General features: G+C 70.9%; 7 protein-coding genes. 2 read left to right on the top strand and 5 right to left on the bottom strand.

What is annotated here, in order from left to right:
- Window positions 1–317 precede the first annotated feature (317 nt).
- On the top strand, window positions 318–1,016 hold the full coding sequence (locus tag WME96_RS41480) for an RNA polymerase sigma factor (RefSeq protein ID WP_437287061.1): 699 nt from the start codon (window positions 318–320) through the stop codon (window positions 1,014–1,016).
- Window positions 1,017–1,076: 60 nt separating this feature from the next.
- Here WME96_RS41480 and WME96_RS41475 read toward each other — a convergent pair whose 3' ends face one another.
- Entirely contained in the window at window positions 1,077–1,784 is a 708-nt protein-coding gene (locus WME96_RS41475; protein WP_437287060.1) for an SCO family protein, read from the bottom strand.
- Between the two features lie 20 nt (window positions 1,785–1,804).
- Window positions 1,805–3,532: a multicopper oxidase family protein gene (locus WME96_RS41470; RefSeq protein ID WP_437287059.1), complete on the bottom strand. Its 1,728-nt coding sequence runs from the start codon at window positions 3,530–3,532 to the stop codon at window positions 1,805–1,807.
- A gap of 772 nt (window positions 3,533–4,304) precedes the next feature.
- Between WME96_RS41470 and WME96_RS41465 the strand changes: the two genes are divergently transcribed.
- Window positions 4,305–8,621 carry a peroxidase family protein gene (locus WME96_RS41465; protein WP_437287058.1) on the top strand — a complete coding sequence of 1,439 codons (4,317 nt, stop codon included), beginning with the start codon at window positions 4,305–4,307 and terminating at the stop codon, window positions 8,619–8,621.
- Between the two features lie 33 nt (window positions 8,622–8,654).
- On the opposite strand, the gene WME96_RS41460 is transcribed toward WME96_RS41465, so the two are convergent.
- The 3 genes from WME96_RS41460 to WME96_RS41450 form a co-directional block, all read right to left on the bottom strand.
- Window positions 8,655–10,772 (bottom strand): FtsX-like permease family protein, encoded by a 2,118-nt coding sequence (locus tag WME96_RS41460; protein WP_437287057.1) that lies wholly within the window; start codon window positions 10,770–10,772, stop codon window positions 8,655–8,657.
- A complete protein-coding gene (locus WME96_RS41455) occupies window positions 10,773–11,555 on the bottom strand; it encodes an ABC transporter ATP-binding protein (protein ID WP_061605941.1) in 783 nt (260 codons plus the stop codon).
- An 86-nt stretch (window positions 11,556–11,641) separates the two neighbouring features.
- Window positions 11,642–12,568: a LysR family transcriptional regulator gene (locus tag WME96_RS41450; protein WP_437287056.1), complete on the bottom strand. Its 927-nt coding sequence runs from the start codon at window positions 12,566–12,568 to the stop codon at window positions 11,642–11,644.
- Window positions 12,569–12,595: the final 27 nt, after the last annotated feature.

Here is a 12,595-nt window from a genome sequence, read left to right as displayed (position 1 = left end):
GGCCGGCGTGGGGCGGGCGGACCGGGGTGCATCACACGCGTTTTCGCGGCGGAAATGCGCAAGTTACTCGACACCCGACGACCTGGTCACGGCTTCTGGTGACCGGGTATCGAATCCAGGGCGCGACATGAGGGCTGGCGAGGCGCGGGCGAGTCGCGCGCCGGTCACAAAAAAACTGCGACAAAAACCGGTGTTTCTGGCGAGAGGAGGCGGGTTCCCAAATGACTCGGAATGACGGCTCGTAAAAATTATATGTGGAATCTCGATCAGATAACGCCGTCCGCGAGAAACATCGCAGCTTCGCTGTGGTGCACGAGGTGGGCGCTCCCTTCCTCCGGAGGATGCTCCGCGGGTATGGAGTCGCACCGCACGATCGCGAGGACGTGCTGCACGACATCCTCCTCGTCGCCTACCGCCGCCTGGAGAGCTTCAATGCGAGCCGCCTGCTCCGCGCCGCGCTGGGGGTGCGCGACGACGAGGAGGAGGACGCCGCCGACGAGTTCGTGCCGCTGAGCACGGTGCTCCCCTACCTCGCCGGGCTGCGGGCGCGGCGGGCGTGGGACCCCGTGTACCGGTGGCTCTTCGGGATCGCGTGGCGGCAGCTCACACACTACCGCGAGCGGGCCTTCCGGCGCCGCGAGGTCCCGGTGGGCCTGCAGAGCAGCGCGATCTTCGCCGACGTCGACCGGCGCCCCCGCCTGGAGCAGCAGGTGGAAGCGACGGAGCGGGCCGAGGTGATCGACGCGCTGCTCGCCGGCCTGCCCCCCGAGCGGCGCGTGATGCTGGTGATGCACGACATGCTCGACATCCCGGTCGTGGAGATCGCCCGCGAGCTGGAGATCAACGAGAACACGGCCCAGAACCGGCTCAGGCTGGGCCGGGAGGACTTCCGGGCGGCGGTGAAGCGGCTCGACGCGGAGCAACGCAGCGCGCTGCGCCCCGGCGACAGGCCGTTCGCGGCGGAGGCGACGACGCGGCGCCGGCCGGCGCCCCGCCGGCGGGGGGCGGAGGGGTGAGCGACACGACGACTTCTGGCGTCATGACGGAGCCGGAGACGCCGCTGTGATCGGCTCGGGTCAAGGCTGCATCGGCGGTATCTGGCTGATCTCCGTGGGGGCGTGCGGCTCGACGCCGATGAGCGGGCGCCGCTCCTCGGGGATCATCCAGAGGATCTGCTCGAGCATCACCCGCGGGTTCGAGAGGCAGGGGCAGCCAGCCCACTGCTCCTGGGCGACGTTGCCGTACAGGACCACGCCGACATGCGACGAACGGTCGGCGTCGACGTCCGGGTCGGGGTCGACGAAGCCGAACCTCCGTCGTACGAGCTCGAGGTCGGCCGGCCTCCCCGTCAGGAAGAGCCAGCCAGGGCCGACGTCGTGGGCCTCGGCGTACGCGCGCAGCGCCTCGGGCGTGTCCTCCACCGGCTTGAGCGTGAACGAGTACATGAACACGTCCCGTCCGACGGCGTCGCCGAGCTCACGCTGGACCTTGCGCAGGTTGGCCGTGGTGCCAGGGCAGGTGCCCTCGCACCGCGTATACATGAAATTGATGACGACCGCCTTGTCCTTCAGGAGGTCGTCGTAGAGGCGGACCTCTCTGCCTTCGTGGGTGCGCAGCGGCACGTTCGGGAAGTAACTCGCGCCGAACCCCCCGCGGGTAGGCGCGAAGCGGGCGGTGGTCCGCGGCTTCGACAGAACCCCCTCGCTCGCCAGGACGTACGTCGCGGGGGCGATCGCGCAGAGCGCATAAAGCCCCCACCGCAAGAGCCGAGTCGACATGAGCATGGTGGTGCCCTCTCTCTCCGTCAGGGGGGGACGACGTCCCAGCGGAGCATCATGGCGTGGTCTTCGTGAACCGTGTTGTGGCAGTGCATCGGGTAGCGCCCGACGAAGTCGCGAAAGCGCATGAAGAGCTGCACCTCGCTCCCGTTGGCGCGGCCGATCTCGATGACGTCCTTGCGCCCGGCGAGCCGCGCGGGCGGCGGCTCGCCGTCGATGCTGAGGATCCGGAACTCCTCGAGGTGGATGTGCACCGGGTGCGACCAGCCGCCCGAGTCGTTGCGCAGGATCCAGATCTCGGCCGTGTTCCGGCGCGGGCTCGCCCTGACCACGTTGACGTCGAAGAACCGGTCGTTGATGGCCCACGCGCCGCGCCGGCGTTCGAACTCCCACACGCGCACCGCGGCCGCCTCGGCGACGTTGATCGCGGGCAGCGGCCGGAGCACCTCGGGCACGCGGCTCGGGTCCGGCGCGTCTCGATCGACGTCGAAGCGCAGGACGGCGTTGCCCCGCCCGGCACGCAAGATGTCCCCCGTCGGCCCGCGGCCGTCGTCCTGCTCCAGGCGGTTCTCGAGGATGATCCTGTCGCCGATGTTCGTGTCGCTGAAGTCGACGATCACGTCCACGCGCTCGGCGACCGCGACGCGCACGCTCCTCGATGTGACAGGGCTGGGCAGGAGGTTGCCGTCGCTCGAGATGATCGTGAAGGGGAGCCTGTTGCTGAGGAAGAACTCGTAGAAGCGCGATGGCCCAGCGTTGAGGATGCGAAAGCGGTACTTGCGCCGCGCCACCTTGAAGAACGGCTGAATCCTGCCGTTGACGGTGAACTTGTCGCCGAGGATGCCGTCGAGGTTGAACAGGTCGAAGAAGAGCTGGCCGTCCTCGTCGAAGACACGGTCCGCGATCATGAGCGGCACGTCGAACTCGCCGCTCGGCAGGCGCAGCGCCCGCGGGTTCCTGTCCTGCTCGTCGCCCGAGTCGAGCTCGTCGAAGACGAGATAGAAGCCGGCGAGGCCGCGGTAAACGTTCTGCGACGTGAAGTCGACCCGGTGATCGTGGTACCAGAGCGTGCCGAGCGCCTCGCGCGGATCGCCGAGCGGCGCGAACTCGGGCGTGTCGAAGCCGGCAAATGCGTTGACGTAGTGGTGATCCTTGAACAGGCCCGTCGGGTAGAAGTCGGTCGGGAAGCCGTCGCTCTCGGTCGCCGTGTGCATGTTGTGCAGGTGGGTCGTGAGCTCGGGCCGGCCGAACCCTCGGTGGGCGGCGACCGTCGGCAGCCGGTTGCGGAAACGCACGATGATCGGCTCGCCGTAGCGCGCCATGATCGTCCTCCCCGGCACCGTTCCGCCCCAGCCCCAGGCCGTGCTCGCCGGCAGGTCGGGGTGGAAGCGGTGCTGGAGCTCCCTGGCGTCCAGCTCGTAGGTCCTCCGGGGCCGGAACCGGCTCCAGAACTGGTGAGCCGCCCGCGGCGCTTCGCCCGCCACCCGGAGCTCTCCCGGCGCAGGCGTCAAGGCGACCGGCTGCGCCACGGGCGGGATGAGCAGCGGCTGCACGAACGGCTCGGTGGGCGGGCTACTCGACGCGCTCAGGGCGGCGCGCGCGCTCAGCCCGCTCTTGGTGACAAGAAAGCCGCTCCCCGCGATGAGCCCCATCTTGATGAGGTCGCGCCGTGTGAGGCCGGCCTGGATGATCTCCTGGCGGTTGTTCCGGGAAATGACGGCGAGCTTGCTCGGTCTGAACTTGAGCAGATGCACTGCGTACCTCCTGCGGGGACGACGACGTCCCCGCCGCCGGTTCAGGGCGCTCCGGAGACCGATCTCAGGAAGGTGTCGAGCGACACTGGCCGTCCGGCAGCACGGCTGTTGGCCCGGACGGTCCAGGTGCGCGCCAGGCGCTCCACGATGAGGCAGGTCCAGGTGCGCCTCATCGTGGAGCGACCGCACGGAGCGAGTCGAACGCCTCGCTCCGTGCCCGCGAGTCTACGTCGGGAAAACGGTTAGTAAACGCCGAAAAGTCGATTTCCTGTTGTGCCGCTCCGGCCGAACTGGCGCCTGCCTCGCCGCGCCGTCCACGCGGGGATCCGTCGGATCATTCGTTCGCGCGGCTGTGTGGCGCGTGCACACGCGCTCGCGTGCGCGTCGCTCCTCGTGAAGTCCAAGGCATCCTTCGTCTGCGTCTCCGCCGCGAGCGGCGTGTTTCATCGGACTCTCCTGTACACCATGTGCCACGCGAGCATGCGTGTGAACGCATGAGCGCGAGTTCGACGCAAACTCTCCGTGCGGCACTCGGCTTGCCAGCAGCCTCTCCCCGGCTCGCACAGGACACCGCGAGCAGAGGCGCACGCGCGGCGCACCGCGACGAGCGCCCTGCGCGCCACGCGGCGGGCTACATGGGGAGGAGACATCGATGTCAAAGATCGCCAGCCACACAGGGTCTGGCCGCGGGCGCGCCGCCTCGACGCGCCCAGCGTCACGCAGGCGGCGCGCCGCCGTTCGCGGTGCACGTGCGGAGAAGCGATGGCTCACGGTGCTCGTGCTCGCCGGGCTCATCTCGATCGCCGGCAGCCTCGCGGTCGCGCGGACGGCCAGAGCCCAGGCTCCGGTCGGAGCGGGTTTCAACCTCGACGCCGGCGACCTGCGGTTCATCTTCCGGCAGATCGAGATCGCCCAGGCGCACGCGGCCGGGGGAGAGCTGCTGGGGCCCGGGCCGAACCAGGTCAACGAGCCGCGGCTGCCGTTCGGCCTGCGGACGGTCGACGGGTCGTTCAACCATCTCCTGCCCGATCAGACGAGGTTCGGCGCCGCGGATCAGCGCTTCCCGCGCATGACGACGCCGAGCTTCCGCGCCGCGGAGGCCGGGACGTCGTACGCCCAGAGGACGGGACAGGTCGTCGACTCCGGGCCGCGCGTGATCAGCAACCTCATCGTCGATCAGACGGACGGCAACCCGGCCGCGCGCGCGGCCGCCGGTCCGGACGCCGAGCCCGACCCGTCCGGCACGCTGTTCATTGCCAACGTGGCGCCCGACGCCGGCCTGTCCGCGCCGTTCAACACGATCTTCCCCTTCTTCGGCCAGTTCTTCGATCACGGCCTCGACCTCCTGGCGAAGGGCTCCGAGACGGTCTTCGTGCCGCTACAGCCGGACGACCCGCTGTTCGTACCGGGCAGCCCGACCAACTTCATGATCCTGAACCGAGGCACGAACGATCCCGGTCCAGACGGCATCCTGGGCGACGACCCCGCGACCCCAGGCGTGGACGAGGGGGCTGACGACCTGCAGGAAGGGCGAAACAAGACGACGCCGTTCGTCGACCAGAACCAGACCTATACCTCGCACCCGTCTCACCAGGTGTTCCTGCGCGAGTACGAGATGATCGACGGCAGACCGGTGGCGACCGGCAGGGTGCTGGACGGCGCCGGCGGCCACATCGGCAACTGGGGCGAGGTCAAGCAGCAGGCCGCCGCGATGCTCGGGATCGAGCTCGTCGACACGGACGCGCTCGACGTGCCGCTGCTGGCGACCGACCCTTACGGCCGCTTCCTGCGCGGGCCGAACGGCTTCCCGCTGCTCGTCATGGCGGACGGCGTGACGATGGTGGAGGGCGATCCGTCGGCTCCCCTCTCCACCGCGGGCTCGAGCAAGACCGGCCACCAGTTCCTCGACGACATCGCGCGCGCGGCCGATCCCACGAGCCCCGGGTACGACGCCGCGCTCCTCGACGCGCACTTCGTCACCGGCGACGGACGCGGCAACGAGAACATCGCGCTGACCGCCGTACACACCGTGTTCCACTCGGAGCACAACCGGCTGCGCGACGAGATCGATCGGCTGATCAACGGCCCTGGCAGCCTGCTCACCCCGGCGGAGATCACGGCGTGGAACGCCACGGATCCGGCGTCCGGCTGGGATTACCGCGAGCGGCTGTTCCAGGCGGCGCGGTTCGTCACCGAGATGGAGTACCAGCACCTCGTCTTCGAGGAGTTCGCGCGCAAGGTGCAGCCGCTGATCAACGTGTTCATCGTGGATGGCATCAACTTCCAGAGCGACATCAACCCGGCCATCGTGGCCGAGTTCGCGCACGCGGTGTATCGCTTCGGTCACTCGATGCTGACCGAGACGGTGTCCCGCACCGTCATCAACCCCGACGGGACGGCGACGGACCACGACATCCCGCTCCTCGACGCGTTCCTCAACCCCCTGGCGTTCACGAACGTCGGCGGCCAGGTGCTGACCGCCCGCGAGGCGGCCGGGATCATCTTCCAGGGCGGGACGCGTCAGGTCGCGAACGAGATCGATGAGTTCAAGACAGAGGCCCTGCGCAATCGCCTCCTCGGGCTGCCGCTCGATCTGGCCGCGATCAACCTGGCGCGCGGCCGGAGCGAGGGCATCCCGCCGCTGAACGAGGTGCGCCGCCAGCTCTACGAGGCCAGCGCCAACTCGAGCTTGCTCCCCTACGCGAGCTGGAAGGACTTCGAGCTCGGGCTCAGGCACCGGGAGTCGGTGATCAACTTCATCGCCGCGTATGGCGAGCACCCGACGCTCGCAGCGGCGACCACGCTGGCCGACAAGCGCGCCGCGGCGGAGGCCCTCACCGCCGATGCGGGCTTCATGTTCGGCGACGCCGGGGAGACCGGCGTCGAGAACATCGACCTCTGGGTCGGCGGCCTCGCCGAGAAGCAGGCCCCGTTCGGCGGCCTGCTGGGCTCCACGTTCAATTTCGTGTTCGAGACGCAGCTGGAGAACCTGCAGAACTCCGACCGGTTCTACTACCTGGAGCGCCTCGACGGGCTGAACCTCCTCGTGCAGCTCGAAGGCAACTCGTTCGCGGAGCTGATCTCGCGCAACACGACGGCGGCAGGCATGCCGGCCGACGTCTTCGCGCGGCCGGACTTCGTGCTCAACGTGCCGCGCATCGCCGGGCCGGGCGGCTCGATCGAGGACGACCCGTCGACGCCGGACGACGAGTCGGCGATGCCGGATCTCCTCCGGATGCCCGACGGGACGTTCCGATATACCGGGACGGCTCACGTCATCTGGAACGGCGGGGACGACACGGATGACAGCATTCGATCCAGCGAAGGCGACGACACCCTCCGCGGCGACGGCGGCGACGACCGCCTGGAAGGCGGCGACGGCAACGATCAGTGCATCGGCGGCCTCGGCGACGACATCATCACGGACACGTTCGGGGACGATGTCCTCAAGGGCGGCGACGGCAACGACGCCATCAGCTCGGGACCGGGCTTCGACCTGAACCAGGGCGGGCGCGGGAAGGACTACATCGTCGCCGGTTCCGACGGCACGGAGACCTTCGGTGGCCCCGGCGACGACTTCATCTTCGCCGGTGACGCGGAGGATACGGTGTTCGGTGACGACGGCGACGACTGGATCGAGGGCGGCCCGCAGCTCGACCTGCTGCAGGGCGACGCGGGCAACCAGTTCCAGGACGATCCCAACGGTGGGCACGATGTCATCATCGGCGGCCTCGGAGACGACGACTACGACTCCGAGGGGGGCGACGACATCATGGTCAACGACTCGATGGGGACCGAGCGAAGCGAAGGCATGCTCGGCTTCGACTGGAGCACGTACCGAGGAGACCCGCTGCCGGTGGACGCCGACATGGCGATCCCCGTCTTCGCGGGGCCGACCCTCGACGAGCTCCGTGACCGGTTCGACCGCGTCGAGGGCCTGTCGGGATGGAGCAACGACGACATCCTGCGCGGCGACAGCCGCGTCGCGGCCGACATGGTCCAGCACGAGCTGACCGAGGAGGGGAGCGCGCGGATCGCCGGGCTGCGGACCGTGCTCGGCGGCGCGACCACGTTCACGGGCGGCAACATCCTCCTTGGCGGCGCGGGCAGCGACCTCCTCGAAGGCCGCGGCGGCGACGACATCCTCGATGGTGACGCGTGGCTGAACGTGCAGATCGAAGGGCCGGACGTCGAGAACGGCGGCACGAAGCGGGTCGACAGCATGCTCGCGTTCCGGGCAGACGTGTTCGCGGGCAGGGTCAACCCGGGTGATCTCCATATCCGCCGCACGATCGAGCTGGCGGACGCCAGCGCGGAGGACGTGGACACGGCGGTGTTCTCGGGCCCTCAATCCGAATACGTCATCTCCACGAACCCGGACGGCAGCTTGACGGTGAGCCACCAGGACGGCGCGGGCGTCGACGGCACGGACACCGTGCGAAACATCGAGCTGCTCGCGTTCGCGGACGGGACCATCGAGACCGAGAGCGCCCGCCTGGTATCGGTTCCCAGCGTCGTCGGTCAGACGCAGGAGGAGGCGGCGGCGGCGATCGAGAGCGGAAGGCTGCTGGTGGGCGACGTGACGTTCGAGAGCAGCGACACGGTCGCGGCGGGCAGCGTCGTCCGCCAGACGCCGGCCCCGGGCGAGACCGCGGCGCCGGGCACCCCGGTGGATCTGGTCGTCTCGCGCGGCGCCGCCGGGCCGGTGCTCGCCGGGACGTTCGTCGGGAGCACCCTCTGGGGTGGCGCCGTGACCAGCCCGTCCATCACGCCCGGCGCGGACACGCTGCTCGTCGCGTACGTGGCGGCGGGGGGCCCGAGGGGCGCGGGCGCGACCATCACCGGCGTCACGAACACGGGCGCACCCCTGACCTGGACGAAGGCAGCCGGATGGAGCGGCCGGCTCGGGACGGCGGAGATCTGGTGGGCCCACACGACGGCCGCACACGCTCGGATGACGGTCACGGCGACCCTGAGCAGACGCCAGCCCGCCTCGCTGGTCGTCATGGCGTTCACCAACGCCGACCCATCGCTTGTCGAGGAGATCCTCGCCGGCGGCGCGCACGCCCCGCCGACCCGCCTCCGGTAACGCCCGCCGCAGGCGTACCTGGCGCCCCCACCCCTATTCGTACTGCACCGACTCCGCCGCGTTGCTCCGCCCCGCGCTCCGCGCCGGATAGAACGACGCCCCGAGCGCCACCGCCGTCGCCCCCAGCGCCGTGAGCAGCCCGTACTCCGGCGGGATGCTGAACTCGACCTCGAAGGTCGACACCGTGCGCAGCGCCCCGAGCGCCGCGGACCCCAGCGGGACGCCGAGCAGCACGGCCAGCACGCCGCCCAGCGCGCCCACCAGCGCGCCCTCCATCAGCACCATCCGCCGGACCTGCCCGGCCGTCATCCCGAGCACCCGCTGCAGCGCGAGCTCCCGCCGCCGCGCGTGCAGCGCCAGCACCATCTGGTTCGCCACGCCGATCGCCGCGAGCACCGTGGTGAAGCCGAGGATCATGTCGAAGATCACGAAATCGCGCCCGGTCGCCTTCCGCCGGATCGCCTCGATCTCGACCCCCGTCTGCATCCGGACGTCCCGCGCCTGCGGCACGCCGGCGAGCAGCTCGCCCCACGGCGGCGTCTCGGATCCGCCCCGCGCCGCCGCGGCGCCCGTCTCCGGATCGGCGACCGCCACCGTGTGGCCGATCGCGGTCGCGTACGGCGAGATGATCGGGAAGTCCGCCGCCTCGATGACCGCATAGGTCCGCAGGTTGCGGTAAGCCCCGGGCGCGTGCACGTAGCCGAGATCGTCGGTCACGCCGACGACCTCGAAGCGGCGCACGCCGGCGCGCCCGCCCACCTCGAGCTGATCGCCGGGGCCCACGTCGTAGCGGCGGGCCATCATCGTGGAGACGATCGCCTTGCCAGGGCCGAAGCGGCGGCTCAGCGCGATCGACTCGGGTCGGCCCGTGGCCTCGGCGAGCGCGCGGAGCTCGTCGGCCGGGGCGGCATAGACGACGTTCGGCCACGGCGTGCGGCCCGAGAAGCGCGCGGCGACCAGGCGCGGCGGCAGGGCCGGCAGCATGCGCTCGGCGTGGCCGAGCGGCTCGTCCGGGTAGAAGAACGTGTAGGGCGCGAGCGCGCGGCCGGCCCACGCGGAGACCTCCTGCTTGAGCGCCGCGGTGGCGATGTGCAGCGCGAGCAGCAGGGCGAAGACCATCATCACGCCGCCGACGCTCCAGGCGAGCTCGTGCCCGCTGTGCTGCACGCGGCGCTGGAGCAGGAGGCGCTCGGCCGCCCAGCGGCGCGGCGCGAGGCGCACGGCGACCGCGCCGAGGCGGGCGACGAGGTCGGGGACGAAGACGATCGCCGCGAGGAACGCCGCGCAGACGAGCCCCGCCTCGAGGACGAAGAAGGCGAACAGCGGGACCGACTCCTGGAAGAAGGGGCGGAGCAGGCCGTAGACGAGCACCATGAACGGCAACGCGAGCAGCGTGACGCCCCGCATGCGGCGCCGCTGCTCGGCCCCGCCCTCGAGGAAGCGCGGGCGCAGGGCGCGGGCGATGTCGACGCGGAGCGCCTCGCGCACCGGGCGGAGCACGCCGAGCAGCGCGGTGAGGGCGCCGGTCCCGCAGACGAGCAGCATCGCGCTCCACGGCAGGCGGATGGCGTGGAGCGGGATGCGCGCGCGGCCGGTCGTCGTGATGCCCGCCTTCGCGGCCAGGTACGCGAGCGGGATCGACGCGAGCAGGCCGAGCGCCGCGCCGCCGACGCCGAGCACGAGCGCCTCGAGGACGAAGACCGCCGCGACCTGCGGGGGCAGCGCGCCGGCGCTGCGCAGGAGCGCGATCTCGCGGCGCCGGCGCTCGACGGCGACGTTGAAGGTGAAGAAGACGATGAGCGCGCCGACGAGGAACGCGGAGAGCGAGCCGAGGCGGATCGCGGACCGCATGATCTCGTAGTCCTCGTGCGTCTCCTCCTGGGCGTCGGCCTCGGAGGTGGGCTGGCCGTCAGGGCGGAGGCCCCGCAAGGTGACGGTCTGCTCGGTGAAGACGGGGAGGTCGGGGTTGGTGACGAAGCTCTTCGCCTCGACGGCGCGCGTGCCGACGTCGAGGATGAGGACGACGTTGACCGTCGCCGCGCCGAGGGCGACGCCGAGCAGGGCGGCCATCGCGCCGAAGCGGTCGGCGCGCAGGTTGCGCAGGGCGAGCATCCGGACGAGCGGCTGGAAGAGGGCGCGGAGGAGGAGCATTCAGATCCCGAGCTCCTTCAGGCGGTCGTGGACGGCGGCCGACGTGACCGCGGGGCCCGCGAGGTCGGCGTCGTGCAGGAGCAGGCCGTCGCGCATGAAGACGACGCGGTGGGCGCGGGCGGCGTCCTCGGCGTTGTGCGTGACGAGGAGCATCGCGCTGCCCGCCTCCTGCAGGGCGTCGGCGAGCAGCGCCATGATACGGCGGCCGGTCGCGACGTTGACGTTGCCGGTCGGCTCGTCGGCGAGCACGAGCGCGGGGCGGCGGACGAGGGCGCGGGCGATGGAGATGAGCTGCATCTCGCCGCCGGACATCTGCGAGGGCAGGTGCTCGGCGCGGGCGCGCATGCCGACCCGATCGAGCATGCGGGAGGCGGCGTCGTGGTCCGGCGCGGCGCCGTCGATGAGGTACGGCAGCACGATGTTCTCGTAGCCGGTGAGCGTCGGGACGAGGTTGAAGAACTGGTAGACGATGCCGATGCGGCGGCGGCGCAGGAGCGTGCGGCCGTGCTCGTCGAGGGCGGCCATGTCCTCGCCGAGCACGCGCACCTCGCCGCGGTCGGGGGACTCGAGGCCCGCGACGCACGAGAGCAGCGTGCTCTTGCCGACGCCGGAAGGGCCCATGATCGCGCACATCTCGCCGGCGTGGATGTCGAGGTCGACGCCGCGGAGCACCTCGATCGGCGTGGCGCCGAGCGCGTGCGCCTTGTGGAGGTTGCGGACGCGGAGGACGGGCTCGTCGGAGGTCGCGGGGGCGACGCGCACCCCGCCAGCAGGGGAGACCATCCGGCTACTCTAATCTCACCTTCTGGCGCCGCGTAAGCTCCGGCGGTCGGGAGCAATGTCCCGCGGTTCCGTCGCCGTGCGAGCGCCTACGCCTCGATCTCGAGCGCGCCCGCGAGCGCCGGTCCTCGGCTCACGGGCGCCAGGAACGCGCGCACGTGCTCGATGACCATCTTGATCTTGGGGATCTCCGAGAGCATCTCCGGGACGCTGAGCCGCACCGGCCGCTCCTGCCCGACGATGTCGGGGAGGACGGGGACGAGCGCGTCCGGGCCCACGCCCGGATCGGGCAGGAGCGCGTCGGGGATCAGGCCGATTCCCAGGCCGGAGAGGCAACAGTGGCGGATGAAGTGGATGTCCGTCGCGATGAGGGACGGCTCGACCGTGAAGGACGCGCCCCGCCACGTCCGCCAGATGCGCGCGTCCTCGCCGGGGGCCTGCCACGCGAACAGCTCGTGGTGCTTCAGGTCGTCGATCGACTGAGGTGTGCCGCGCCATTCCAGGTACGCGCGGCCGGCGACCAGCCACTCGCGGGCGCGCAGGACGACGTGCGATAGCCAGTGCCCCCGCGGCGCGTCCTCGCCGAAGTGGACGGCGATGTCGAACTCCGTCAGGGCCTCGCCCAGCGGGTCATTGCTGAAGCGGCAATGAAAGTGGAGCCTCGGATACGCGCGGCGCACGGCGGCGAAGAGCGGCGTGAGCACGTGCGGCGGCAAGCCCACGGGCAGGACGACCCGCAGCGTGCCCGAGGGCGCGTCGCCGATCTCGCGGATCGAGGCCAGCAGCGCGGCGGCCTCCTGCATCATGCCGCGCCCCCTGCCGGCGAGCACCTGTCCGGCCTCGGTCGGCAGGACGCCGTGCCGCACGCTCTCGAGCAGCGGGACGCCGGCGCGCGCCTCCAGCGCCGCGACCTGGCGCCGGAGCGTCGTGCGCGACGTGCCGAGCGCGCGCGCGGCGCCCAGGTACGAGCCTGCCTCGACGACAGCGAGGAAGGCGCGCAGCTCTTCGAGATCCATACACCCTGCCACTGTCCGGATTCTAAC

Origin of the sequence: Sorangium sp. So ce406 (assembly GCF_051474675.1) — a bacterium.
Lineage (GTDB): Bacteria > Myxococcota_A > Polyangia > Polyangiales > Polyangiaceae > Sorangium > Sorangium cellulosum_G.
This window is presented reverse-complemented; position numbering and strand designations above follow the sequence as displayed.

Coding starts and splice junctions, on each gene's coding strand:
- WME96_RS41475 (WP_437287060.1), bottom strand. CDS start 1,784: ATGCTCATGTCGACTCGGCTCTTGCGGTGGGGGCTTTATGCGCTCTGC.
- WME96_RS41460 (WP_437287057.1), bottom strand. CDS start 10,772: ATGCTCCTCCTCCGCGCCCTCTTCCAGCCGCTCGTCCGGATGCTCGCC.
- WME96_RS41455 (WP_061605941.1), bottom strand. CDS start 11,555: ATGGTCTCCCCTGCTGGCGGGGTGCGCGTCGCCCCCGCGACCTCCGAC.
- WME96_RS41450 (WP_437287056.1), bottom strand. CDS start 12,568: ATGGATCTCGAAGAGCTGCGCGCCTTCCTCGCTGTCGTCGAGGCAGGC.